Source organism: Rhodococcus sp. KRD197 (assembly GCF_017168235.1).
Taxonomy (GTDB): Bacteria; Actinomycetota; Actinomycetes; order Mycobacteriales; family Mycobacteriaceae; genus Rhodococcoides.
In genome coordinates, this window is the sequence record NZ_JABFAO010000020.1 from 1 (window position 1) to 24743 (window position 24743).

Annotated in this window: 21 protein-coding genes and 2 pseudogenes; 10 read left to right on the forward strand and 13 right to left on the reverse strand. The window is 62.2% G+C overall.

Annotated elements, in window-relative coordinates; all coding sequences use genetic code 11:
- Nucleotides 1-294: 294 nt before the first annotated feature.
- The 4 genes from J1M86_RS23195 to J1M86_RS23210 are packed head-to-tail and all read left to right on the forward strand — an operon-like array spanning nucleotide 295 to nucleotide 3480.
- Nucleotides 295-672, forward strand: a complete 378-nt coding sequence (locus tag J1M86_RS23195; protein ID WP_206492269.1) for a helix-turn-helix transcriptional regulator — start codon at nucleotides 295-297, stop codon at nucleotides 670-672.
- Entirely contained in the window at nucleotides 669-2621 is a 1953-nt protein-coding gene (locus J1M86_RS23200) for a cation-translocating P-type ATPase (RefSeq protein ID WP_206497608.1), read from the forward strand. The genes J1M86_RS23195 and J1M86_RS23200 overlap by 4 nt, the downstream gene beginning before the upstream one ends.
- The gene (gene lspA, locus J1M86_RS23205; RefSeq protein WP_241257668.1) at nucleotides 2618-3136 is read left to right on the forward strand and encodes a signal peptidase II; all 519 of its coding nucleotides are present in this window, start codon (nucleotides 2618-2620) and stop codon (nucleotides 3134-3136) included. The genes J1M86_RS23200 and lspA overlap by 4 nt, the downstream gene beginning before the upstream one ends.
- Entirely contained in the window at nucleotides 3133-3480 is a 348-nt protein-coding gene (locus J1M86_RS23210; RefSeq protein ID WP_206497609.1) for a DUF3703 domain-containing protein, read from the forward strand. The genes lspA and J1M86_RS23210 overlap by 4 nt, the downstream gene beginning before the upstream one ends.
- A gap of 58 nt (nucleotides 3481-3538) precedes the next feature.
- Here J1M86_RS23210 and J1M86_RS23215 read toward each other — a convergent pair whose 3' ends face one another.
- The 7 genes and pseudogenes from J1M86_RS23215 to J1M86_RS23245 all read right to left on the reverse strand — a co-directional run bounded on the left by J1M86_RS23215 (nucleotide 3539) and on the right by J1M86_RS23245 (nucleotide 11117).
- Nucleotides 3539-3847: an alkylmercury lyase gene (locus tag J1M86_RS23215; RefSeq protein ID WP_206492267.1), complete on the reverse strand. Its 309-nt coding sequence runs from the start codon at nucleotides 3845-3847 to the stop codon at nucleotides 3539-3541.
- Nucleotides 3848-4333: 486 nt separating this feature from the next.
- Nucleotides 4334-4717: a hypothetical protein gene (locus J1M86_RS23220; protein ID WP_206492266.1), complete on the reverse strand. Its 384-nt coding sequence runs from the start codon at nucleotides 4715-4717 to the stop codon at nucleotides 4334-4336.
- On the reverse strand, nucleotides 4714-6738 hold the full coding sequence (locus J1M86_RS23225) for a hypothetical protein (RefSeq protein WP_206511541.1): 2025 nt from the start codon (nucleotides 6736-6738) through the stop codon (nucleotides 4714-4716). The genes J1M86_RS23220 and J1M86_RS23225 overlap by 4 nt, the downstream gene beginning before the upstream one ends.
- On the reverse strand, nucleotides 6735-8204 hold the full coding sequence (locus tag J1M86_RS23230; RefSeq protein ID WP_206511542.1) for a hypothetical protein: 1470 nt from the start codon (nucleotides 8202-8204) through the stop codon (nucleotides 6735-6737). Before J1M86_RS23230 ends, J1M86_RS23225 begins: the two co-directional genes overlap by 4 nt.
- A gap of 287 nt (nucleotides 8205-8491) precedes the next feature.
- The gene (locus J1M86_RS23235) at nucleotides 8492-10003 is read right to left on the reverse strand and encodes a site-specific integrase (protein ID WP_206511543.1); all 1512 of its coding nucleotides are present in this window, start codon (nucleotides 10001-10003) and stop codon (nucleotides 8492-8494) included.
- A 68-nt stretch (nucleotides 10004-10071) separates the two neighbouring features.
- Nucleotides 10072-10572, reverse strand: a pseudogene (locus J1M86_RS26560) (deoxyribonuclease); the annotation flags it as partial.
- Nucleotides 10573-10895: 323 nt separating this feature from the next.
- Complete coding sequence (locus J1M86_RS23245) at nucleotides 10896-11117, reverse strand: hypothetical protein (protein WP_206511544.1); 222 nt, start codon at nucleotides 11115-11117, stop codon at nucleotides 10896-10898.
- Between the two features lie 696 nt (nucleotides 11118-11813).
- Here J1M86_RS23245 and J1M86_RS23250 point away from each other — a divergent pair.
- A pseudogene (locus tag J1M86_RS23250) lies at nucleotides 11814-12140 on the forward strand (hypothetical protein); the annotation flags it as partial.
- A 613-nt stretch (nucleotides 12141-12753) separates the two neighbouring features.
- Here J1M86_RS23250 and J1M86_RS23255 read toward each other — a convergent pair.
- Nucleotides 12754-13848, reverse strand: a complete 1095-nt coding sequence (locus J1M86_RS23255) for an ImmA/IrrE family metallo-endopeptidase (RefSeq protein ID WP_206511546.1) — start codon at nucleotides 13846-13848, stop codon at nucleotides 12754-12756.
- 270 nt (nucleotides 13849-14118) lie between these two features.
- On the opposite strand from J1M86_RS23255, the gene J1M86_RS23260 reads away from it, so the two are divergent.
- The 3 genes from J1M86_RS23260 (at nucleotide 14119) to J1M86_RS23270 (ending at nucleotide 18224) form a co-directional block, all read left to right on the forward strand.
- The gene (locus J1M86_RS23260; protein WP_206511547.1) at nucleotides 14119-14364 is read left to right on the forward strand and encodes a hypothetical protein; all 246 of its coding nucleotides are present in this window, start codon (nucleotides 14119-14121) and stop codon (nucleotides 14362-14364) included.
- On the forward strand, nucleotides 14361-15035 hold the full coding sequence (locus J1M86_RS23265) for an HNH endonuclease (protein WP_241260585.1): 675 nt from the start codon (nucleotides 14361-14363) through the stop codon (nucleotides 15033-15035). The genes J1M86_RS23260 and J1M86_RS23265 overlap by 4 nt, the downstream gene beginning before the upstream one ends.
- Before the next feature lie 192 nt (nucleotides 15036-15227).
- Nucleotides 15228-18224 (forward strand): N-6 DNA methylase, encoded by a 2997-nt coding sequence (locus J1M86_RS23270; protein WP_206511548.1) that lies wholly within the window; start codon nucleotides 15228-15230, stop codon nucleotides 18222-18224.
- Nucleotides 18225-18330: 106 nt separating this feature from the next.
- Here J1M86_RS23270 and J1M86_RS23275 read toward each other — a convergent pair whose 3' ends face one another.
- Entirely contained in the window at nucleotides 18331-18999 is a 669-nt protein-coding gene (locus J1M86_RS23275; RefSeq protein ID WP_206511549.1) for a hypothetical protein, read from the reverse strand.
- A 403-nt stretch (nucleotides 19000-19402) separates the two neighbouring features.
- Between J1M86_RS23275 and J1M86_RS23280 the strand changes: the two genes are divergently transcribed.
- A complete protein-coding gene (locus tag J1M86_RS23280) occupies nucleotides 19403-19888 on the forward strand; it encodes a hypothetical protein (protein WP_206511550.1) in 486 nt (161 codons plus the stop codon).
- 182 nt (nucleotides 19889-20070) lie between these two features.
- A complete protein-coding gene (locus J1M86_RS23285) occupies nucleotides 20071-20553 on the forward strand; it encodes a hypothetical protein (protein WP_307786724.1) in 483 nt (160 codons plus the stop codon).
- A gap of 886 nt (nucleotides 20554-21439) precedes the next feature.
- On the opposite strand, the gene J1M86_RS23290 is transcribed toward J1M86_RS23285, so the two are convergent.
- The 4 genes from J1M86_RS23290 to J1M86_RS23305 all read right to left on the reverse strand — a co-directional run.
- The gene (locus J1M86_RS23290) at nucleotides 21440-21784 is read right to left on the reverse strand and encodes a type II toxin-antitoxin system Phd/YefM family antitoxin (RefSeq protein ID WP_206511551.1); all 345 of its coding nucleotides are present in this window, start codon (nucleotides 21782-21784) and stop codon (nucleotides 21440-21442) included.
- Between the two features lie 360 nt (nucleotides 21785-22144).
- Nucleotides 22145-22513: a hypothetical protein gene (locus tag J1M86_RS23295; protein WP_206511554.1), complete on the reverse strand. Its 369-nt coding sequence runs from the start codon at nucleotides 22511-22513 to the stop codon at nucleotides 22145-22147.
- 31 nt (nucleotides 22514-22544) lie between these two features.
- Complete coding sequence (locus J1M86_RS23300; protein WP_307786725.1) at nucleotides 22545-23105, reverse strand: LppA family lipoprotein; 561 nt, start codon at nucleotides 23103-23105, stop codon at nucleotides 22545-22547.
- A gap of 50 nt (nucleotides 23106-23155) precedes the next feature.
- On the reverse strand, nucleotides 23156-24743 hold a 1588-nt coding region (locus J1M86_RS23305), incomplete at its 5' end, for an alpha/beta hydrolase (protein WP_206511552.1).

A 24743-nucleotide genomic window follows, 5' to 3' on the forward strand; every position in this document is an offset into this window, starting at 1 on the left:
CTTCGCTCTGGCCAAGCAATGGCGAGCGCTGGCCACCCGCTACGACAAACTCGCGATCACCTACCGCGCCGCCGTCACCCTCTGCGCAATTCTCACCTGGCTACGCCGATTGGGAGACACGCCCTAGATGGGGGGCGGATCTCTACTAACGCGTCTTCGGTGTGGTTTCTCGATTTTTGTAGAGCGGTGCCGGCCCACGGGGGCACCGAGGACAATTGGTCGCCGGCGGCCTCCGTAGCCCCCCGGGTGCGGCCCGACGTATCAATCATCGCTACATATGACTATCATCGCATTATGACGATCAAAGACATTGGCGGTTGCCCAACCGCGGTAAGCGCGGGGACCGAACTCGACGCCGCGGTGGCGCTGTTCCACAGCCTCTCCGACGGCACACGGCTCGCGATCGTGCGCCGTCTTGCCGACGGGGAGGCCCGAGTGGCGGACCTGGTGGGCGAACTCGGACTGGCCCAGTCCACGGTATCGGCGCACGTGGCGTGCCTGCGCGACTGCCACCTTGTCGAGGGCCGGCCGCAAGGGCGGCAGGTGTTCTACTCCCTCGCTCGCCCGGAGCTGATGGACCTGCTCGCCTCCGCCGAGACTCTGCTGGCCGCCACGGGGAACGCGGTCGCGCTATGCCTGAACTACGGCACCGATACCGGAGAGCAGTCGTGAGCGACGCCTGCGGCTGCGGCCCCGACGAACCCGGTGCCGACCAGGCGCAGGAGCCGGCGAGGTTCTGGCAGGTCACCGAGATCCGTGCCGCGGTGATCGCCGGGGTGCTGCTGGTGGCCGGGTACGCCGTCGCCTGGGCTGGCGGGCCGCCCGCGGCCGAGCTGACCCTGCAGGCCGCAGTGCTGCTGATCGCCGGCTACACCTTTGTCCCTTCGACACTCAGACGCCTGGCCAAGGGCAAGATCGGCGTCGGCACACTGATGACGATCGCTGCCGTCGGCGCGGTGCTGCTCGGCGCCGTCGGCGAGGCCGCGATGCTCGCGTTCCTGTTCACCATCAGCGAGGGCCTCGAGGAATATGCCGTCGCCCGCACCCGCCGCGGCCTGCGCGCCCTACTCTCCCTCGTCCCGGACACCGCCACCGTGCGGCGGGGCGGCCGCGAGCAGACCGTCGCCCCGGCGCAGCTGTGGCTTGGGGAAACGATGATCGTCAAGCCCGGCGAGCGACTCGCCACCGACGGCATCATCCGCAGCGGGCGCACTGCCCTGGACACCTCGGCGATCACAGGCGAGTCGATGCCTGTCGAGGCCGGGCCAGGGGCCGAGGTGTTCGCCGGATCGATCAACGGCACAGGTGCCCTAGAGGTTGAGGTCACGGCAGGTGCCGAGGACAACTCGTTGGCCAAGATCGTGCGGATCGTCGAGGCCGAGCAGTCTCGCAAGGGCGAGGCACAGCGCCTGGCCGACAAGATCGCGAAGCCGCTGGTCCCGGGCGTGATGATCGCTGCCGTGGTTATTGCCGCTGTTGGCAGCCTGTTTGGGGATCCGCTGGTGTGGATTGAGCGGGCACTGGTTGTGCTGGTCGCCGCGTCCCCGTGCGCGTTGGCGATCGCGATCCCGGTGACGGTGGTCGCCGCGATCGGTGCCGCCAGCAAGTTCGGTGTTCTGATCAAGGGCGGCGCGGCGCTGGAAGCCCTCGGCCGGATCCGCGGTGTCGCCGTGGACAAGACCGGCACCCTGACCCGTAATCGGCCCGAGGTCATCGAGGTCGCCGCCACCGGCGGTGCCACCGAAGCCGAGGTGCTGGCAGTTGCCGCCGCGCTGGAGGCGCGCAGCGAGCACCCCCTCGCTCGGGCGATCCTCGCCGCTGTCGACAACGTCGTTCCGGCGGAGGAGGTCGATGCTGTCGTCGGCGCGGGGCTGACTGGCCGCGTCGATGGTGTTGCAGCCCGGTTGGGCAGGCCCGGGTGGGTCGACCCCGGCCCCCTGGCAGGGGATATCGAGCGGATGCAGCATGCCGGTGCCACCGCGGTGCTGATCGAACGCGGCGGCGTGGTGATCGGGGCGGTCGCGGTGCGCGATGAGCTGCGCCCGGAGGCCCGCGAGGTCGTGGCCGAGCTGCAAAGGAGCGGCTACACCGTCGCGATGCTCACCGGCGACAACGAACGCACCGCCCGCGCCCTGGCCGCAGAGGTCGGCATCGACGAGGTGCACGCGGACTTGCGGCCCGAGGACAAGGCCCGCATCGTCGCTGCTCTACGCGCGGATCGGCCGACAGCGATGGTCGGGGACGGCGTCAACGACGCCCCGGCGCTGGCCACCGCGGATCTGGGGATCGCGATGGGCGCGATGGGTGCCGACGTCGCGATCGAGACCGCGGATATCGCATTGATGGGCGAGGATCTGCGCCACCTGCCCCAGGCCCTGGGGCATGCACGCCGCTCGCGTCGGATCATGCTGCAGAACGTCGGCCTGTCCTTGGCGATCATCACGGTGCTGATGCCGCTCGCGTTGTTCGGGGTTCTGGGGCTGGCGGCGGTAGTGCTCGTCCATGAGGTCGCCGAGATCGTCGTCATCGCCAACGGTGTCCGGGCGGGCCGCGCGCGAAAAATCTTGGCCATGCCCACAACCCCTCGGGTGCTTGAACCGGTCGGCGGAGCCCGGTCATGATTGATGCCGAAAGCATGAAGCCGCCGTCAGCGGCCGTGCCCCGGCGGGGCACGGGCCGACGTTGGCTCCTGGTCGTCGCCAGCCTCTTGGTTACGGCGGCGCTCATTGTTGATCCGATGGCCCGCTCCGGCCTCGCTGGCGGGCGAACCATCGGGCTTGGGGTGCTGGACCTGCGGCTGGCTTATAACAGCGGGGTCGCGTTCAGTCTCGGCGCGCAGCTCCCCACCATCGTGATCGTGGCGGTGACCGCCGCTGTGACCGCTGGTATCGGTGTGTTCGCCTGGCGCACCGCACCCGGCAGCCCGAGGCTCCAGAGCGTCGGGCTCGCCGCGATCGTCTCCGGTGCCGCCGCCAACGTCATCGACCGGATCCTCGATGGCAAGGTCACCGACTATTTCCACACAGGCTGGTGGCCCACCTTCAATCTCGCCGACGTCTACATCACCGGCGGCGTCCTGCTCGTGATCTGCGCACTATTCCTCGACACCACCACCAGCAAGGAGCCCACGCCATGAGCGGAATGCCCGAGCATCTGCGCCAGGCTTACACCGCGGAGATGGTCGCCGCCCGCGATACCGGCGAGGCCGACGAACGGTGGCATCACCTCGAACGCGCCCACATCATCTCCCAGCCCTACCTGTGGCCGCACACCCGCAATCACATCGCCATGCTCGGACTCGCCCTGCACCAACGTGACCGCCGCGAGGCGCTCGGCCAGATCGTTCGCATCGTCGTCGCCGCACCCGGCTCGGCCCTCGGCCGCTACCCCGAGGGCAACACCGGCCGTACCCGTGCCGGGCTCATGACGACGATGCCCCTCTCGGCCGAGATGGCAGTGATCCTGGCGCAGTCGCCCTAGCGGGTATCTTCACGGGAACCGTCGCCCGCCAAGGCAGGGGGCTCTCACACTCTGCGAGCTAGATTCGGCTCCGCAGGACCTGGGCCAGCTGCTCGACGGTGGGCGATCCGGCCAGTCCGGTCCCCGTCGGGTAGACGCGGCACGCGAACTCGGTCACCGCCGGCGCCCCAGCGAATGCGTCCGTGCCATCGATCAGGATCGTTGGGGAACCGGCGAACGGCAGCGCCGCAGCCTCCTCCTCTGTCTCGATCCGCCGATAGCCGATCGTCACATCGGACAACCCGACCGTGTCAGCCGCCGCCTGGACCCGGTCGGCCGCGTCCTGCCAGTTCGGGCAGCCATCGAAATACAGAATCTCCACCTTCATACCTAGATCCTGCCCCTTGCTATGTGCGCTGACAATCGGGCCGTCCTGCGGCACCCGTTATGGGTAGCGGCACTTTTCAGGTGGTACGAATGTGCCCGATTCGGTGGGCGACCTGGCTTCAAACCGCCGCGTCGAAGTGAACCAACAGCGTATCTGGCGACGTCGGCGTCTGCCAGCGCTGCGAGCACGATGCCGACCTGGTCGCCGTGTAGGTCAGCCGATTCGGCCCATGATGCGGCGGCGATGCTGTTTCCGGTGCCGCCAGGCGGCAGCCAGAACATCGTCTCGAATAGGGCAACGTCGTTGCCGGAGCCCATAGCAGTCGCCTGGCCGCAGGCCAGGAACTATCAGCGGGAGCTACGGCGGCAGAGGCGAGTCCCATCACCTGCTTGCTGCAGTATTTCGCGTGGCCCTGCTCGTGTCGAGTGCGGGACGAACCCGAGACGCCCGCGCGAATGAACTGCACCGGGTGTCGGGAACCTGGCGCTAAGTTCCATCCCTGCCACGTAAGGGGCGTAAATGGCGGTCGGGTAGCTGCTCCAGCCGGAGAAGTGCGGCGGCGAGTTGGGTGCTCAATATGCCGTTGAGCTCCCTCTCTGCAGCCAGATCTTGGCGAAGTTTTGCGACAGCGGAGGTCTCCTCTGTCTGCTGAGCTGCGGACACTGGAGCGATCTGCTTCGAGATCTGGGCGACCAGATCACGAATGTCGGTGTGCTTGTGTGTGAGGGAAGTTCTCGCCAGACCCGCTTCCTCCGCAAGGGCCTTGGCGCTGAGCTTTCCCGAACTGTTCTTCGCTTGGCCATCGAGCAGTCGTCCGAGCGCAGCGATCAGTGCGTCCCGTTCAGCTGCGTCATCCCCGCGTCGGGTCACGTGGCTTCCCCCTCCCTCCCAGGGTGTCTGCCGATCTGGCGCGTCAGGAGTTCTGCCCGTTGTCGATTGCGCATGGCAAGTGGCTCGGGCAGAGACTCGGCCTCAGCGAGCAGGTCATCGCGCTCTCTTGCCTTCGCTGAGACGTGCTGATCGAGCATGGCGATGTTGGGGCAGTTGCTTTGACAATTTGTCAGATCGGGCGTTTGCGTGGCGTCATCCTTGGGCGGGCGATCGACCTGGCACGCAGCCGTGCTCGGGTTGTAGATGCAGACGACGTGCGCGTTCGGGTTGTCGTAGATCAAGTGCAGACGGCTGTTTCGGAACCGCTTGAGTTCGGCTTCGCTGCGAACCTGTCCGGCAAACTGTTCCTGGAAGCTGCTGAGCCCGTCGGCAAGGCGGTCTGCGGCGGGGCCGCTGATCTGCTCGTCATGGCTCCATGCCTCCGTCAGGTCTTGAAGGCGGTCCCAGTTGGACATCAGCCGATCGAATTCGACCTCGTCCGGGAAGCCTGATTCGGCACGTCCTGCGTAGCCCAGTGATGTGACGGAGCTAAGGTGGCCGTACTGGATGCCGAGGGCGATTTCACCACCGGGTTGGTTTGCGATATGCCAGGCCAGGGTGCGGCGAAGCCTGCTCAATGAGACGACTTCATCGTTCTCGATGTCGTCGAATACCAAGGAAGAGCCTCTATTCACGGCTCCTTCGCTACTCGCCTTCAATCGGATGGGCAAGCGGTCGCCACGGTGGGCGTGCTGGTTCCACTTCGTGATCAACCTCTTGATTCCAGCAGAGGCCATGGTCGTCGAAATCAGAGCGCCGCGTCGTGATCTCTCACAGTCTGGTGTTCGCTTGACCACCGCGAATAGGTACTCGCTGTTGGGGTTGATCAGTTGTAGTGCTTCGATAGCGCGGGCGGCCGGCTCGATGGTGATCCAGGGCTGTTGTCTCCGCCGACCGGCGGTGGCAGCCTGCCCGTCCTCATCGAGCACATTCTTGAAGGTGCGTCCCCAGATTCGGTATCTGCTGGCGGTGCTCGACAGGTCGTCTTCGAGGGGGCCCGTGCTTTCCAGGCAGTCGTGTCCGAGGTGCAATAACTCGCTGGGGCGCATGCCGGTCAGATAGCCGACAATGAGCATCGCAGATGTGCGCACGTCGCCGATGTCGAACGCCCGCACATAATTGGTAGCTTGCTTGAAGGCCGCGAATTGCTCCGGAGTAACGGCCTGTCCCTTGCCAGCGGGGACGGACAGGTCGTTGTCCTGCGCCCAACGTCGGGCCTTCCATCGGGCAGATTGGCTTCCCAAGTCGAGGGCCCCACTGAGGTACTCATCGACGAGAGCCATGCTCGCGTGCAGGAGATCGGCCATCACGTCCGGCGGGATGGGCTCGGTTCGGTTCTCGTATTGGCCTCGGGTGTCGCCTATCCAGTTTGTGAGATCGCGGTCGAACCACGGTGGTTGGACCAGGTGGAGCGGGCCGGGATGGTCTATGTTGTGCACCCAGATGCGGCACAGGAAGCTGAGGATGGCGCCCTTGAAACTGCGGCCGGAAGACGAGTCTGCGATCTCCGCCGCGTACTCCTCCCAGGTTTCCGTGGTGATCTCGGCGAACTGCTCGTACCCGCGTGCCGACAGCCATTGGGTGAGAGCGCAGAGCCGGTAGTAGGCAGCCTGCACTGATCCTGGCGAAATCATCCGCCGGCGAATCTTGGCGCTAGCGCGGAGCATGGGGGTATTGAGGATGTTGAAGATATATATCTTCGTGGCGTTCCTGAACGGCTCGGGAACCGTATTGAAGTTGAGATTCATCGATGCCAGGTGGTCCGCGTGATCGATGTGGTGCAGCGGCCACACATCGTCCGCGAATACGGTTATCGGCTGGTCTGTAACGTCGCTGCGGCGTTCGTGGGTGGCAAACACGCGGGCGGAGGAGGACGGCACGACCGCGCGTGAGCCGCGGTCGGGGAAGGTCGCAGACGGATTGTTCGACAGGCCGGTGGTCATCGCGTTTCTCTGAGTCATCGAGTGTCCCACTCTCGTCTCATTAGTCGTTCGACGGCGTTCCGGTCACCCGCGGTGACCGTGTCGCGTGCCCGCTTGAGATCGTCTGGGGAGAAGTAGGGTCCGGGGCTGGTCAGGCTTCGTATTCTGGCGTAGTGAGCCTGATAGCGGGTTGACCATGTGTGCTCATCCGTCGTCGCACGGAGGAGCTCGAAATGATCGAGCAGAGCCACGACCCGAGGGAGGTGGCGCCGGAGTATGACTGCATTTTTGCAGGCGAAGCAGGTGAGAAACGACGCCTCACATGGCGATCCCGTCGCCGGGTTCGATGTGGGGTCCTGGCAGGCTGCCGCGACGGTGTCCCGATGGCCGGCATTGAGGGCATCGAGCACACCGAGGTTGGCGGCGATCGGGGCTTCGGCGGCGGTGGCGAAGTCTCGGGACGTGACACGTGCCTGCACGTCATCGAGTGCGGCCTCGAGCCCGGCGGCGATAGCTTCCTGTGCGTCTTGACGGACTCGGGGGTCCTGCAGGGCATATTCGGTGTTGGTCGCGGCGGTGTGGCCTTGCGGATGGACCTGGGTCACGAAATAGTGGCGGAGTGCCCTTGCTGTGGCGAAGTCAAGTTCAGGGTGGTCCTTGCGCCAGCCGGCAAGATGGGCCAAAACGGTTCGCAAATGTACGTCAGCGAGGGTGAATAGTGGGATGCCGGATGGTGTCTGCCGTCCTGAGTTGAGGCCGCCAGATAAGACCACTAGAACCGCATCGGTCGGGTGCCCCACGGAGGCCAAGGTGCGCCGTGCGCCTTCGGTCGCCTCGAGCAGCATCATGATCATTCTCGCCTTAGACCGGGCGCCGTTGTCGAAGTAGGTCTCGGACCAAGTGCTCACGGCACCGCGGCGGGGTTTTGTGAGGGTGACGCGGAGATGCACCGGCTCGCTGCCATCACGGGCGTCGACTCGACTGATGTCGGATGTGGTGAGATTCAGGGCCACGCTGAGGTTCCATCCACAGGTGATCGTCAAGCCCATGACCGCGGCGGCACCCTCGCCTGCGGTGAGATACAGCGCTTTGTAGGCCAGGTACGGCGTTCGTTTGGTGGCGCTGCCATTCAGCCGCTTGAGCACAGTCGGTGGAATCACACGAAGACTAGGCGACGAAGGGTAGCGGCGGGCAATATCGCCGGTCCGGGCGATCTCGTCGAGAGTCTGGGCGTAAAGGTAGTCATCTGAATCCGGTGTGATGCGTCCGGCACGGAAGTCGTCGACGAGCATCCATGACGCGGTAACACGGGCCTTGGCCGCCCGCAGGGTTTCGAAGCAGGTGGCGCGCAGAGTCTCGATCTGGGCGTCGCTGAGAACGATACCGCTGACCTCAGCAGGAGATCTTCCGACGTATCCTGTTTCGATGGCGTGGAGGGCGCTCTCGGTGATGCCCGGAAGAACTCGGAGGACGGCCTTCACCGACTGCCCGTAGGCTGAACGCACCGACGGACTCATAGACAGAAGAAATGAGTTCCACTGGGAAGCCTGCAGATCCGATGGCCGGTCGAGGGGGACCGTGCGTAGGAGCGCCTTGACAGCGCGGAACCCAAGTTCGACGGTTGCCTTAGAGTTCCAAGTGCCATCGCCAGAGACGAGTTCGCTGAAACGCACGGCCAACACTCGCTGGAACTCAGGACCGCAATCCAGGGTGTCGAAGCGCAGCACGAAATCGTGGGTTGGCCGGCGGTATTCGGCAAGGCGCAAGGTGAGCGGGCCATCGAATGAACAGATCAACTGCCGACTCCGATCGGGCTGTCGATGACGCGCTCATCTGATTGAGCGATAAGCGCTAGGGCCTCGTCCAGTTGAGTGGGGGCTTGCTCCGTCGCCGCGAGGAACCAGTCCCATTCAAGAGCCAGTACTGGTGCTAAGTAGTGGTCTCTGGTCACCTGTAGGTTCTTGTGCCCGAGGAGGTTCTGCACGCGCAGCCAGATATTGCCTTCCTCGATGAGGCTCCGGAGGCCCGCCTGACTCACTCGATCTTGCTGCCGCAACGACATCATCGCGGACAGCGCGAAGACGTGAAGCGCGAAGGAATGTCGCAGCATGTGTGGATGGACGTAGATCGAGTCGTCATCGTCGATCTGCAGGGAACCGTGCGACACCCGGGACGAGGCCGCCATCCGGTCGGATGCCTCACTGAAGACGTCATTCCACGACGTGGGCTGGAGCGGACGGCCGTGCTGTCCGAGCCACAGTGCCAGCGGACGTCGACGCCCCTCCGAATCGAGACCGAACGTCCGAGCCCGATGCGACCAATCCAACTCATCGAGGTTGAATTGGACGGTCTCGCCGCTCTCGGTGTCGTCCACGGTGACTTTGGTCGCGAGCCCATTCCGGCGGGATACCCTCTGCACGATCAGCGCATTGGGGACCTCCTCGTAGACGCCGGACGCCAGGCCAGCGGCCTCGTCCAATACGCGCATCTGGGACACGTACTCGTTGATTGTCGCCAGCACTTCTCGGCCGAGGTAGAAGATCCGGCCACGCTCGGGGCTGTTCTTCGAAAGGGCTCCGGGGACCCGCCCCTTGAAGAGACGACTCGTGATCTGCGCTGTGGGAACTTCAACGAGGAGCAATCCCGCCGCTTCGGAGCGACGCATCCCGCTGCTGTAGAGAAGGTCCGCGTAGGCGGCATTGCGGTCCCTCATGACCATGCTCTCGGCCCGGGCGGCACCCACCCCGAGCAGTGCCTCGCTTCGCCAGCGCTGGTACGCACGTCGCGTAAGCCAATTCACGTCAGCCAGGACCTGGCCACGCGTCACGTTGATGTTGCCGGTCGGGACCGGGTTCGACGACACCGCATCGTGATCGGCGGCGTAACCGTAGAGGGACATGAGCGCCGCGCGGTTGCGCACGATGGTGCTCGCCGACACTCCTCGCTGTATCGCCCCCCGCCGAATTACTGTGGCGTCCGTGCGCCGCCACTGGAAGTATGCAGTCACGTCTCCGCGCCTGACGTCCAGCCACGAGAGTCCGTCCCGCTGGTCGCCAAGGTATCCGAAGTATGCCGCCACATCACTTGCGTAGTTCATGGCGGTGTGCTCGTTGTGAAAGTGGTGAGCCCAGGAGACCACGACGGGGTCCATGTGGCCATCTGCAGTCAAGGGGATGTGCAGGGGTGTGCCGCGTCGCGTCCACTGGCGGTTTGCCTGGACCGCCTCGCTGAGCCAGGGCGCTGGATTTTGGCTGGCGCCGAGGAGCCTGAGATCTACCTGCATTACTCGGGCATGGTTGCTCACTCGGACTCGCACCTCCACCGGTCGGGCATGGCTCAGATCTTAGCACCCAACAGTCGGCGATCCGATATAAGCGACACCATGTGGTCGATCTGGACGTCGCTGGAGGTGTCGGCACCACGGACGAAGTCGATGGTGGTGCCGGTGTAGGCGTCCGCGAGGGTCCCGGTCAGCACCGAGCAACCGTTGGAACCTGGTTTCACGGCGATGGCGGTGAGGTCGCGCCGCAGGATGTCGTTTCTGGTGTCGCAGCCGTTTCGACCGAACTCGACGTCGACGTCGTCGGTCCACGCCTGACCGAACAGGTCTCGGTCGTAGCCGGTCTTCGGGGCCCGGCCCTTGACGGGAACGGTGGCCAGCATGTCGAGAGCAGCTCGAGCATCGGGCGAGCTGTCAGCTGCGGGTACGGGTATGGGCTCAGGGGCCACAGGTACCGCATCCGTAGTGGGCACAGGGAATGGGGTGCTGATCACCACGTCGGTGGCCGAGGAAGCGCCCTCGGTAACCGACGTGGTGTCGCTGGCCGTCGTGGGGTCTGCGCAACCGACGATGATCAGACCGGACAGGGCCATCCCGGTGATCCATGGCCGTCGGTGACGCCTGTTCGATACAGGTGGTGCGAGCGGCGGGTAGTCGGAATGGGTCACGGTGAATCTCCAAGACTGTGAATCGACGAGTCGGTCGGCATCGTAGTCGGGCGGTTGTTCAGCAACTGGCGCAGTGGAATGGTCTGCGATACCTGCCGTGTGGGAAGTTTCGAGCTGGCAGCGAAGAACCCGCACTTAACAGGGGGAGGTGGGTGCGGGTTCTGGTGTGGAGCGGGCCAGACGTACACAGCCATGCGACTGATTAGGCGTGATCAAGTGCGGCGTGGACGCCAGCGTGCTTCTCGGCGTCAGTCGTCCGACGCGAGCCTGCGCCGGACGCGACCGACCGCGTAGATGACCGCGGCAACGAGAATCACCAGCGCTGCGATCAACTCGCCCCTCAGGTTCATCCCTCGACCGACAACCGGCAACACGAACGCAATGAGCGCGACAAGGAACACCATCCCCAGACCTGGCCCACCGAAGAATTTGCGTGTCCGCGTGTCGAGGGAACGAAGGAAGTTGGTCATTGCACTTGCCTATCACGCCACAGCAGCCGACTACCGGAGACCGTGCTCGATCAGTTGAGCCGGATGAGCGTTGTTATCCAGGTCAGGGCGGGTTCCGAGGCGCGCGTCGATGCAGAAAACGTGCTCTCCTCCGTCCTGCCTCCGCGCGAGTCGCGGCCAAATCGCCTGCAGCCTGCTCCGCCGAACGGCCCCTCCATGACTCGCCCCCTGGTCGCTCCCGATTGATACGCGATGACACAGGAGAATTCTGTTTCCCGCAGCGTCTCCTGCCAATGGCCACCTCAGCACACTTTCCCATAACAGGAGTGCCGGTAGCCTAGATCTTCCGTCCTACTGAGGTTCGTTCGACGGTCCTTGTGATCAGACGGGGTGGCTCGAGTTCGATCTGCTGCTTGTAGCGTGCAGTGTGGGTGTACCGACCAGCCTTGTCGAGTCGAGTGAAGCTCCAAGGCGGGGGTGGGTTTTAGCGCAGACTATTCAGTTCGATCCGTTAGATATCGGTGCGAGGCTGCTCGACCCGACGATGTGGCGAGCGAGCTGAATGATCTCCCTGACGGTGAGGGAGGGTACCGGTTGATTGCTCGTCGCGCCGTCTTCGCTATCGCCGAGAGGACTGTCCAGGAGTGGTCTTCTCTGGCGGCGGTCCAGCTGCACGTCGCACATATCGCCTGAGGCACCAGTCCTGGTCAGACACTCGTCCGGGCGCTGAGACCGTCGCACGAAGCGGGTGCTCCAGACAAGCGTGCCAGGTCGCTGGATGCCGCTCGCCATGATGAACTGGTGAGTGCCTACCGCAACCGCGCCCTGTGCAGCGGTGGGCGTTGCAAGGTGCGCTACCTCGCGGCGGGATTCTTCACAAAGTTGCTCTACTTCGGTGGATGCGGCATCAAACCACGGCTCGGACGTCCGCTGATCTATGACAGCAGGGTTGTTGCCGCACTGAACAAATGGACGGACGGCACCTGCGCCGTCGAGGCGTTTCAATGCATACGCTGCAACGCATTTGATGTTGATGCCCGCTGACGGCCAGGCTTGTCGCTGTGAGCCGAATATCGTGCGGAAAATCTCGTCATCCGAGGATTTCGGCCGGTGGCATTCCAGCCCACGAGCGGAGTTCGCTGACCGTGTTCAGACGAGGGCCACCTCGCCTGTTGTTGTGAAGGAGATCCATGTAATCCAGCATCTCGGCGCACTGCACCCACTCTTTCCGAGTCGCGAGTCGCAGAAGTTGCCATGTGGATCCCACTTCGATTGACAGCTGAGCAGCTAGGGCACGGGCCCCGTTGTCGTCAGTCATCAGCAAGTCTGCGCTATGGCGCGACTCCATCACAGCCAAGGTCTCGGCTTCCCCGAAATGAGCGGATCGCGCGTCTCCAGGTGACGCAAGTTGTTCGCGCAGGATCGTCGTTCTGATTCGCTCCGCGGTAGAAGGGACTATTGGCGGACCAAGAAGTTTCGGCACGCCTGCAAGATTTGCCAGTTCCGGTCTGGCTGAGGAGCGTTCGCACTCCGTCTGGATCGAGGCGCACCATCGGCCGTTCCCATTGAGCACCCGTGCGAGGAGGTCGAAGCGGTCAATAAGGCCAAAGTTGACTAGAACGGTGTTGTCTGCGAAGAAAAGTCGCGGCATCTTCGATTAGATTCCCAGCGCTTCAATTAGGTCGTCGTCACTGATGTCGGATACAGGTTCGGGCAGGTCGTCGCTGAAAGTACCGGGATCCACATTCAGCATCCACGACAGAGTGTCTGGACCGAGGCGTCCTGTGTCCATCGACTTGTAGTGCGCCTCTTGAAGCGCATAGGGAAACCGGCGCTTTGCTGACGACTCCATGCGCCAGGTGATCTGATCAGGTACCTTTTCGACGTCGAGCCAATGGTCCCGAAGCAGACGTTGGGTGGGCTGCGCAAGCAGCTTATGGACGGGTTCGCTTACGCGAATGCGCAAAAAGCGAAGGCGGTTGAACAGAGCTTTCGATGAGACCCCCCAGCCCCAGACCCGATCAGCAAGTTCTGCCGGGGCGACCTCAGTCCAATCGAGTGGACGAAGTTCGTCCGCTGGCATGAGGAGCTCAGCCGCAAAAGCGTTCGCATCCATCTCATGCCGGTGGAACGTGCCCGTGCGTTCACCGTCCCCGAGATGCCCCAGTACCAGGTGTCCCAGCTCGTGGGCGAGGGCCCAGTTTTCATTGAACCAGTTCGGCGTGGATCGGAGCGCAATCACTTTGTGTGGGCCGAACGAAAGAGAGTAGGTAGTAGACAGCTTCGGGATTCGAACGACATCGATGCCGGCCTTCAATTCTAGGCGATCGATGAAATCGCGGACAAAGTCATCTCCGAGGGCCTCGCGCATCTCGTGAGCGGTCCCAGGCAGTGACGGCGCAACAAAAGAGCCCTCGGCGTAAACCTGGCGGTACGCGAGCGTGATGTTGTCGAGTTCGGTCTGGTCCCACGACTGCCCGTGATTAGACCACTTGCCGTCGTCGTAGTCGTGCCTCGCAGCGACCGTCACACGGTTTGGATCAGGCGAGCCTGTGATTAGGTAGTGCAGATCTGCTCCGAGGGCCTCGGCCAGCTCTGCTAGCTCAATAGACGAGAAAGCGCGCTGACCGTTCAGCGAACGCGAAAACGCGTCCGGCATCATTCCTATGCGGGATGAAAGGTCCCGGTGAGTCAGTGGAGGGTCCAGCGCCTGAATCGACTCGCGAACCCTAGGTCCAATCTCGTCGTTCATGGTACCTATGGTAGCCGTACGTTGGGATATTCCCAATGGAACCGCGGATGGTCGACTGTGGGTTGCGCTGCGAGTTGCCACGCTTGGATACGAACCACCCCCATTTGGGACGAGTCTGTACAGGACAATCTGCTAGTTAGGTTGGCTTAGCTCGTGGCCTGGGCGGGGTGAGGATTCGCGGTGTGGTGCCGGTGTGTTGTGCCACAGCGCTGCGCTGGCCGTTTCGTTTCGTTTCGTTGCATGTAACGAAACGAAACGAAACCCCGGATTTTGCCACGACCCCCAGTCGAGCCACCCAGCAATCACGCCAGCGCTTCCGGCCAGGTCCGGGCGCACCGCGCCGGAGCGGCCGACGCCCGTCTATGGATCGCACCTGCAACCGCATCACCGGTCACCGCTACCGCGATCGTCCACGAAATCGTCGCCCGCATCAACGACATCCCCGGCGGACGGCGCACCACCGCATGGGAAGTCGACCACGCGCTCCGGCGAGCCGGCCGTGCACTGCCCGCATGACCAGCGAGATACCGGTGGTGACCGGATCGGCCCGGCCGCCGCAGAAAGCGGACGTCCTCGCCCGAGCCTGCGCGGCCCTGACCGCCGGAGACGCCGACGCCGCCAAGGCCATCAACGACACCGACTACCCACTGGTCCTCAGCGCGGCCGTGCAACGCCGATACACGCTCCCCGAGATGCTGCGCACCTTCTACCGCAACGGCTTCCTCGACCGCTACACCGGTGACCGGTTGATCCATCCCGGAGCGCTCCGCACCCTGTCGATGCTGCTGCCCGAAGAATTCCCCGCCCACCCCAACGGGAAGCTGACCGAGACCCACTTCGCGTTGTGGGAGCTGTTCCCGACCATTGATCACCTCGACCCGGTCGCCCGCGGGGGAGCAGACAAGGCATCGAACTGGGTCACCACCTCGATGCTGCGCAACTCCGCCAAGGCGCACTGGAGACCGGACGAGCTGGGATGGACCCTGCACCCGCCCGGCGATGCGCAGCACTGGGACGGCCTGTCGGGCTGGTTAACCGACTACCTGACCGAGCATCCAGCTCTGGCATCGTCCTCGGGCTACCTGCGCCGGTGGCTGCGCGCCACCCACGCCGTTCAGGCCGAAACGCGCCTGAACTGCGGGGCAAGGTCGCGACGGCAGAACCGGGGGAGTACTAGCCGGCAGTGATGGGCGCGGCCGATCCGAATCCGTTATGTCAAGCGGACTTGTTTGGCGTATCGGTAACGCCCAGCGCGAAACGTCAGGGACGAGCCAGTGACGGCGTAGCCAGCCATTTCCGGCGTGATCGTTGTTCGGCAGCCTAGGGACTTGAGCGCCAGCATCCAAGGAAAGTTAGTGCCGCCGCCCTACAGTAAGACCATGATCGCCACCGAACCGTATCCGTTTCCGCAGGCACTCACGGACAAGATCCAGCAGTTTCTACGGAACCGATCTGACTACGAGGCGGCCACATATAAAGAGGCGCGCGCGAGACTTGAGTTCATTGATCCGCTATTGGCAGCTCTGGGCTGGGACGTCGGCAACACTGCCGGGCTTTCGGAACGATTCAAAGAGGTTGTTGTTGAGCCCACGCAGGACGTGGGCGGGAGGAAGCGGGCTCCTGACTACGTTCTGAGGGTTGGTGGAACTCCGGTCATCTTCGTCGAGGCCAAGAAACCATCGGTCAATATCGCGTCGGACAGGGCTGCCTCGTTCCAGGCCCGAAGCTATGCCTGGTCCGCGAAATTGCCAATCGTAGTGCTTACAAATTTTGCGCATATCTCAATCTACAACGGCCTAGTAAAGCCAAAATCTGCTGATACGTCTCGCGTCGCGAGGCTGTATACCGTTGAGGTAGACCACCTGCATTCTGAGTGGACGAATATCGCGGGACTAATTTCTCGAGATGCGGTGGTTCGTGGTGAAACGGATCGATATACAAATACGTTGGCGAAGCGTGGAGGACGCGACAAAATCGACAAGGTCTTCCTCGCGGATCTCGAACAAGCGCGATTATTGCTGCTCGATGACATCGCAGGAAATAATACGAATCTTACCGATAGTGAGCTTCTGTCAGCTGTTCAGCTCACCCTGGATCGAATCATTTTCCTCCGAATATGCGAAGATCGTGGGATCGAGCCGTATGGAACCCTCATGAAGGTAGCGAATTCGTCTAATGTTGCCCGCGGTCTGAAGAGTGTTTACACCGCGGCTGACGCCCGCTACAACTCAGGGCTGTTCCATTTTGACATAGAGCCCGGACGCGATACGCCCGACGTTCTGACGCCGGGCATCAAAATGACGAATGATTCTTTGAAGAACATCCTCCTAAGCTTTTATCCGCCACAGGTGCCATACACCTTCAGCGTAATGCCGGTTGAAATTCTTGGCCGGGCATATGAATCTTTTCTAGCCGGACAAATTAAAAGGTCTGGGTCTAAACTCACGATCGAGCCAAAGCCGCAGGTGCGAAAAGCTGGTGGCGTCTTTTACACTCCGGAATGGCTCACGCGTGACGTCGTCAAACGGACGCTCGAACCCATCTTGCTTGGGAAAAGTCCAGATTCATTGCGTCGTGCAAAATCAGATGGCGTCAGGATCGTTGACCCGTCTTGTGGATCGGGAAGCTTTCTAGTCGCCGCCTACCGTTATTTACTTGACTGGTACCTAGTGCACTACCTTGCAGACACAACGAAGTGGTCTCGCACGCGGCCGGCTCGGCTTGAGAAGAACGAGTCCGGCGCATGGGGCCTGTCCCTGAGTGAGCGTAAACGCATCCTGACGGACCACGTCTTCGGTGTCGACATTGACGCACAGGCCGTGGAGGTAGCGAAGCTCAGTCTGCTCCTTGTGGTGCTGGAGGATGAGAGTGCGACAGGTACGCAGGAGCAGTTTGACCTGTTCAAGGCCAGGCTCCTCCCAGACCTGGATCTGAATGTCCGACGTGGTGACAGCCTAATCGGTTTTGACATCTTGACCGACAAACAACTTGCTAATCCAAGTGCTCCGATTCATTCCGCCGTCAAACCGTTCGATTGGAGAAGGTTAGGAAAGTTTCAAGCCGTTGTCGGAAATCCGCCCTGGCTAATGGCAGGATATGTTATTTCGCCGGTGGCCTTGCAGTACCTCAAAGATCGCTACATCTCCTACGACGGTAAGGCTGACCTGTACTATCTGTTTCTCGAACGGAGCCTGCAAATTGCTAGTCCAGATGGCCGTGTAGGTCTCGTCGTGCCCAACAAGATGTTTACCACGAAAGCTGCATCGGCTCTAAGGAAACTCCTGACCGATAGCAACAGTGTCGAACAAATTGTGGATTTTCAGACTGAAAAAATCTTCGACGATGCAACAAACTACACGCAAGCATTGATTTTGCGAAAGACGGGGGCGGATGTCGAAACGGTAAAATATACCCGTTCGACCAGGCATTTTACCTTAACCCAAGATTGGCAACTAGCGAAAACGCAATTATCCCCTGAGGGCTGGGACACCAATTCGCCAGAAAGTCTTGCTTTGTGGTCCAAGATCGCGCCCCGCAGCGTCCCATTGAAGCAGTGCATCTTGGGGTTCGGTAATGGTGTACAGACCGGCAAGGACCCTGTCATGTTGATGACCAAGGCAGAAGCGAAAAAATCTGGCATCGAAACCAAGTATCTCAAGCCTTGGTTGCGCGGGAAAGACATCCGGAATGGTTTTCTTGCTCCATCGGAGATCTACGTTGCATTTCCATATCATTCAGATCGTAGCGCGTTCGAAATACTGAACGAAGGCGAGCTGGCGAGCAGTCCTGGCCTACGATCATTCCTCGAGAGTCATGAGTCTGAGCTGGCAGGACGACTTTGGTTCGGTAAGTCTGCGACCGAAATCACGGGCCAGTGGTGGGGTCTAATGTACCTCGATTCTCGGGACGCATTCATAGGCCGACATCTCGTAACACCAAGCCTTAGTGACCGTTCGAACTTTGCCCTGGGTGACGATCGCATGTTCCCGACGGGAACGGCTGGCGTTACAGGCTTGCGGTTACGTCCGGAGCAAGACTCCGACAACCTCCTGGCCATTCTGAACAGTCGGTTAATCTCTACCTTCATCATTGCCCACAGCACGCCGTACCAAGGAGGCTACTTCAAGTTTTCAGCCCCCTACATAGCTCGTGCGCCGATCTTCCAGCCAGGAAATTCAAGGGAGGTAGGGGCGGTAAATCGACTCGGCGAGTTATGGCGGGCCCGCATGGCCATTGGTGAGCCCGACGAGCGGACTAGCATCGACGATCGCATAGACGATCTTGTTAACAAGCTTTACGGCGTGACGGACGAGGAAGTCGACGCGGCGGTTCTGAAGGTCCAGCCACTTCGGTGGTTGGCGGAAGCAGAGGGCTAGGTGTGACGTTTGTAGATCGCCAGCGCCCGGAACGTGGCCGTAGGGTCGGGACTGTGCGCATCAGTCACCGCTGGGCGGCGTCTGCTTGCAGCAAATGAAGTAATCGCTATCGTGCCTCGCCCTCGCCCTCGCCCTCGTCCGCGTCCTCGTCGGGATTCAGGTTCGGTGGCTGGTACTCGCCGTACAGCTGCCGGTTCGGGTCGGACGAGTTGTGTTGCTCCTGCGCTCTGTCGATGACCTCCGCGTCCCGGATCCGCCTGATTGCCGCCATTTCCCGTAGCGCCCAGAACGCACCGCCGACTGCCAGTACCAACCCCGTGAAGCCCGCACCGAGTTCACCGTCTGCGAAGTTCCCAATCGAGCCGATCACGCCGAAGACGATCAGCGCTATTGCGGTTCCGAGTCGCCGCTTGCTCCTGGTGTTGCGGTCGGGGTGGGTGTAGAACGTGTGGATCCGTCGGTACGTTCGGCTCAGGAATCCCGGCTGGCTTGCACCGAGGTGGCCGGTACCGGGAGCAGGGTTGGTTGGGGCAGGGGCGCTCGGCGTCGAGGCCGCGTACGAGCTTGGGGACTGGACCGCTTCGAAGAATTGCGCATGCAGGCTCAGTTGGTGCCCACATGCGCGGCACTTCTTCTTGGTGGCCATGGCGAGCTCGGATGTACCGAGGGTCACGACCTTGGCGGACGCGCGGCCCAGCTTCCGGCCGGTGTGTGCGAGATCGGAGTTGGTGCAGTTCTTGCAGTCTCGACAGCCGGTGTACACCCTCTGTGGCATTGGTTCCTCGTCATCTCGTGTTCCGTCGGTCGCGGACATTCCACGAGCAACTGAATGCTCATCGGTTGAGGGGTCGATTGCGTTAGCTCGAGCTGCGAAACCAAGAGCTTCGTACCGAACCTGAGCTCCTTTGTATCGTTGAGATACCGCGCGTCGCGACCTTCGATTCTGGCGCGAAAACCGCTGACACGTGAAAGTAGAGGCGGCGTTATCAATAGCACTAGGTACTGGTAACGAGACGTGCTGATGTAGGACGAGTCGCTTGCGCAGACAGATGGCGGCCTCGTGGCGGGGTGGTTCACAGTTCGTCTGGCGTCCTTCCTGGCCATTGGTGTCGGTGCCGACCGCTAGATTTGGGGTGGCGCGGTATGACCGTGCAGGACCACATCGCAGGAGGTGTTTGATGGAGCCCGTAACCCTTATTGTCGCGGCGATCGCACTCGGCGCGTCGGACGGCGCGCGCGAGACCACAAAACAGGCAATCGGTGACGCCTACACGGCCGTGAAGGGCTGGATCACGAACCGGTACAGCTCGGTGACCGCGGAGATCGAGGGGCTGGAGCGGGAGCCGGAGGAAGAACTCCGCCGCGCACTCCTCGCGAAGAAACTCGATCAGGCGGGTGCCGGAGACGACGTCGAGCTGCTGGGTCTCGCGCAAGCTGTCCTGGTAGCCGTCGAGGATCAGGCTCCCGAGTTGCCGGCCACCGTCGGCGTAGTGATCCGCCGCGCATCGGTTGGAGGCGACATCGAGGTCCAAGACGTGGCTGTCGACGGCGGGAGTGGAGTTGTCGCCGAGGACATCGCAGCTGCAGGCGATCTGCGGATCGGCCGAGTCGCAGCGCGTGCCCATCGGGAGCCGCCAAACCCTACCCAGGCGCGGGAGCAGTAGACGGTTCGTCTGCTTCCGCGCACAACTTCACCTCGACCCAGCGCAACGTCATCGCCGGCCGAGACAACAACACATACTATTCGGTCGGCGCGACCGAGACGGGAAACAGCGGTGGCCGTATCCGCGCAGTAACGGCGTCCGTCAAGCCGCTGCCCATCGGTCAGGGGCTATGGACCGTCACCGTGAACAACGCGAGTTCGGGTCCGATCACGGACGTCGAAGTCGATGTGTATGCCGTTGATGGGGACGGCAACCGCCTCGAGGATGCGTGTCACCTGGCGAAGGACAAGATCTCACTGCAGGGGATCGTCCGGGAGCTCTTGTCGGGCGGGATGAGCGGAACCCTCGATGCCATTGGCTCCCAGGCTAACTCGATGTACCCGCGGGGGATGTTCGGTGTGCCGGCCAACCTCGGTTCCTACGGCGGGATGTTGTCGGGTCAAATGATGAATGCTCCAGGCGTCTCCGCTCTTCTTCAGAACTTCCAACAGCAAATGGTCGACAAATACCCGCAAGTGATCTCACGAGACCAGTCAGTCGAGGTCGCCTACAGCGCCTCTGGAGCGGCCGAGGTGCGGGTCGATCTTCAGTTCGCCGACGACATGGGCAACCTGTGGCACCGACGGCACGGTCAGCAGCCTGAACCGGTGATGGAGAGTGACTAGGCCGAACACGAAGCAGGCGGTGGGTTGAACGCCGCCGGTGAACGTGCCGCTAAGCCTTATCGGTAACGAAACGTACCGGTAACGCGGGGCCCGAACTTGTCTCGATGAGCGCGGATACGCTCGAACTCGTGCCCGTGACGTCGGCTCGCCGTACACACTCGGGCCACCCAGAGTCTTTACCGCGGTAAAGATTGGCGGGAGCTCACGGTGTGACCCGCACCAATCTGTAGCTCAGTGGGCACGTAAAGGCTTCATTCATCCAGTCCGTGCTGATCGCCTTCTCGGCGGCTATCGCAGCACCTTAGCTCGATTACGCACCGTATCGAGCTCTACGGACGTGTATTGGCTTGTTAGATATTGACCTCTCCGTGTCACGTGACACGGGCATCCGTTGAGGTACCGGGAAACGCGATGCACTGGCGCAGAACGCAAAGTAATGCGAGCCGTGACATGGGCACTAGCTACATAGTCACTACAACCGTTATGTGCAGCAATGCTGTTCAAAGTAAGTGTGGTCGCGCTACGCGCCGTAATGCGTGCATTACTCTGCGCATCAGTTGATGCATCAGCGACGAAGTGCGCAGGCAAGAGGGGCACCTGCCAGCGCCGCACGGTCGACCCCAATCCAGCCGCGCACAGCAAGCTCGATAATCGGCAACAAAAGACAGAGCTCGTCAGATCGGCATCGCACGAGTGGCCGGGCACGAGGTGCTCGCCGCCTGTAAATCGAGGTCATGATTTTCGGGGCACTCGTTAGCGGAGACTCACAATGGGAGCGTGCGTTTTCGACAAGTTGAGGCTGCTGCCGGCAAGTGCCGAAGGCTTCAACCGGATGTGTTTGAGGCTTCTGTCGTCGACGTGCGGACTACGCTCTGGCTGCTGTCAATTATGGGAATTTCCGGTCTCCGCGTGGCCCGAATGACTTGGCGAAGGCGTCGAGGTCTGCCACCGTCTGCTCGGTGTCAGCTAGATGCAGCCGTTGGTCGAGTTCGAAGTAGAACGAGTCATCTGCATCGAGAACTTGCTGGTCGTACTCGCGCAGCCGACGGAGGTCCTCCATTGAAATCAATGCCGCCACAGGCCGCCCGTTCTCTTCGATGACCATCGGTTCGGATAGACCCATTGCGAAGCGGGAGATCATCTGCAGAAGCAACCCGGGAGCCTGATCCAAGGGGACGAGGTTGACAGGTCCGTCAGCGTTTTCACCGCCGAGGTCGGTTGTGTCGGGCATGGTGGTCGCCTTCGATGTTCCATCACAGCTTCGCGCTGGGTTGGGGAATTGAGCAGGCGGCGTCCTACCGACGCTGCCTTACGGGGCAGCCTAGGTCAGGAGGTGCCCACAACCTGCACGTCGTCACCAGTATCTGGACTGCCGGCTCGATTCACGTCATGGACGGGTCCGTCGAAGCCGCTGTTGCGTCGCGCACATCATGTGCTCAGATGACGGCCCCAACAAGGACGAACGACTCCGCCGTGGACTGGGGACGTGCACATCGAATCTTCAAAGCCGAGTCGGTCGTTGCCGAGCACGCAGCCCGACGATCACGAGAAGCGAACCGTAAATGTGGGTTCTACCGAACTGAATCGCCGGTCATCTATTCCGGCCGAGTGGATCTTGCTTGAAATTCTGGAAGTAGGTGTCGTCGTCTTCGACGGGCTGCGCTGGGGACGCCGGCATGACAGCAGTGGTGCTCTGTACGAACGAGGTGATCGCGTGGGCGTTGGGATCGCTGAGTAAGTCCCGCATCGCCTCGTCCAACTGTGGTGCCTTGTCGAGTAACGCTGCTTTATAGGCAGCTATGATGAGGTCGGCATCCGGATGAAGTAGTGCGACGAGTCGGTTCTCGGCGTCGACCTCGACGGAGACACCGCCGGCACGGCCGACGCCACGAACATCCCGCACGACCGATTGTGCGCGTTTCACTTTCGCGCCCAACTCGTCGAATGCACTGCTAGACATCGTCACCTGGGCTCCCTTGACGCGCAGTCGATCATGGGTTCGGCGTGACCGGAGGCTGCGGATCCTGTGCCCCCGGCATTTTCGCTTGGGGCAGTCGACATCCCGTGCTGCTGGAGATCACTGAGGCAGTCAAGCTTCCGACTGTGATGAATGTGGCCTCCGGGCTGTAGAACCGAACCTCATGATTGCCCGGCTCATCGTGGAAGGTTTCGTAATCGGTCGCGCCCACCGCCGCGGCAAGAGTACGAGCCTGCTCGAACACGGCCGGCCACACCGCATCCGGGATCGGCCCCGGCGACACGTAGTTCTTCGAATAGACAAGTTTCCCATCCGTGTCTTCGTATCGCCCCACGCATCCGCCGCCTCTTCGGTCTCGTATCCAGGTCCACTCCATGCCCGGTACGAGAGTGGCGACGAAGGCGCCGATCTGCTCGACGGCGCTCGTCATCTGCACCTCGGTGTCTTCGAGCGACGGAAGTGATTTCAGGGCCGCGGCTGAGTCCGCCGATACTGTGGGGCTGGGCTTTCCGTACGGATCGTCGAGCACGTCTGATCCACATCCTGTCAACGTGAGGACTGCGACGACGGCCACCGCCGTCGACCACCGTCGTGGTCGTGTGTCGGTCGGTTGTCTCACTCGCATCATCGCCCTAGCTCTGTGAGTTGGTTCAATAAATCGATGCCGCCGGTCTGGATTGCCGAGTCACCGGTGACGAGCAAGCCGGGCACATCGGCCAGACCGGCGATGACGACGGCCGTGTTGTAACCCGACGTACGCAATTCGCCGTTGTCGCCCGACCTCGGGTACTCACTGTGCCCCGACGCGCCTTGGCGCGTCACTCCGTCGTCGGTTGTAGTCGCATCGGTATCGAGGTGGGTGAACTCGGACATGTAACCGGGACTCCATCCGAAACGGTTCATGTGCGCGACGGGATCGTCGTGCGCGGTCATCTCATACGCGTGTCCGGGTGCGATGTTGAGCTTGTCGAGACTGCTGTCGACGAAGTCGTGGCGGGTGCCCAGCCCGGGTGACCCGTAGACCATCACGTCATCGACAATTCCCTCGGGAGTCTGTTGCAGCGCAAGCCCGGTGGTGAACGACCCGTACGAATGCCCGACTGCGGTGAGGTGCGGGTCGCCGTCGTGGTTGGACGCGTCGATGCCCTCGTAGAACTGCGACAGGTTCGGTGCTGCGGCCTGCCCGTTCCACGGCTGCGCCACCTGCATCGCCCCCTTTAGGCTCTCCTCGGAGAGGTAGTCGTCCTTGTCGAGTTGCGGTGCGTCGTAACCGATCCAGGCAATGGTCGACACCGTCTCGCCCTGATGACCGGCCGTCCTGTCCAGCTGTGCCTCGGCTGTCGACTTCATCTTGTCGCCCTCATCGGTCATGGCCCCGATCGCGCCGCCGACGGTCGTGTTCAAACCCGGCGTGGTGACCGACACGTGATCGGCGGTGTCCGGGTTGCCGACGGCTACTGCCGCGTGGGTTTGTGCACCCGACTGGGTATCGAGGAGCATCAGCATCCGGTTCGGGTCCTCGTCGATGGTGTCCCGGACGGCCCGTAGGTCCACGAGCCGATCCGACACGGTCGGGTCGCAGGCCTCGGCTCGGGCCAGCTCGTCATCGAGCTTGATGCGGTTGTAGTGATCACGATCGACGACGGGGAGGCCGTCGCGGTTGCCGATGTAGTTGTCGTGGGCGAACAGCGCATCCTTGTCGGCCGGGGACAGCGTCGACCACAACTCGTGCAACTGCGCCGGGTCCGACGGCAGCGACGTCGTGCCGCTGATGATGTCCGATGCGACAGGGCTGATGGTTGCGGCCCCGGGCGATCCCGTCGCATCGAGCTGCTGTTGCGCTGCTCGAATTGCTTGTGCTGCTTGTGTTTCGCCTGCTCCGAACTGGGCGAGCAGTGCCTTGAGGCGTACCTCAAGGGCGTCGGCCTGCGCGTCCAGTTGGCTCTGTAGGAGCATCGAGATGATTACGTCGCCGCCGAGTGGGACCGTCGGGGCCGTCACGGTGCCGTCGTCGGACACCGTCATGCCGGCACCGGGTGCCTCGAGATCCACGATGGCCAACAGGGACGTGCGTATGCCGTTAAGCCCGAATGCACCGATCAACTGATGGCGTCGCTGTGAGTTTGGTTGTGCGGCTTCGAGTGGAGTGCGGGCGTGGGTGATCGTCCGACCTCTCGTGCCGGGTTGTTCCACTGGGTCTTTCGCGTCGAGG

Coding starts and splice junctions, on each gene's coding strand:
- J1M86_RS23195 (WP_206492269.1), top strand. CDS start 295: ATGACGATCAAAGACATTGGCGGTTGCCCAACCGCGGTAAGCGCGGGG.
- lspA (WP_241257668.1), top strand. CDS start 2,618: ATGATTGATGCCGAAAGCATGAAGCCGCCGTCAGCGGCCGTGCCCCGG.
- J1M86_RS23210 (WP_206497609.1), top strand. CDS start 3,133: ATGAGCGGAATGCCCGAGCATCTGCGCCAGGCTTACACCGCGGAGATG.
- J1M86_RS23215 (WP_206492267.1), bottom strand. CDS start 3,847: ATGAAGGTGGAGATTCTGTATTTCGATGGCTGCCCGAACTGGCAGGAC.
- J1M86_RS23225 (WP_206511541.1), bottom strand. CDS start 6,738: ATGACTCAGAGAAACGCGATGACCACCGGCCTGTCGAACAATCCGTCT.
- J1M86_RS23245 (WP_206511544.1), bottom strand. CDS start 11,117: ATGACCAACTTCCTTCGTTCCCTCGACACGCGGACACGCAAATTCTTC.
- J1M86_RS23255 (WP_206511546.1), bottom strand. CDS start 13,848: ATGAACGACGAGATTGGACCTAGGGTTCGCGAGTCGATTCAGGCGCTG.
- J1M86_RS23265 (WP_241260585.1), top strand. CDS start 14,361: ATGACCAGCGAGATACCGGTGGTGACCGGATCGGCCCGGCCGCCGCAG.
- J1M86_RS23270 (WP_206511548.1), top strand. CDS start 15,228: ATGATCGCCACCGAACCGTATCCGTTTCCGCAGGCACTCACGGACAAG.
- J1M86_RS23275 (WP_206511549.1), bottom strand. CDS start 18,999: ATGCCACAGAGGGTGTACACCGGCTGTCGAGACTGCAAGAACTGCACC.
- J1M86_RS23280 (WP_206511550.1), top strand. CDS start 19,403: ATGGAGCCCGTAACCCTTATTGTCGCGGCGATCGCACTCGGCGCGTCG.
- J1M86_RS23290 (WP_206511551.1), bottom strand. CDS start 21,784: ATGCCCGACACAACCGACCTCGGCGGTGAAAACGCTGACGGACCTGTC.
- J1M86_RS23295 (WP_206511554.1), bottom strand. CDS start 22,513: ATGTCTAGCAGTGCATTCGACGAGTTGGGCGCGAAAGTGAAACGCGCA.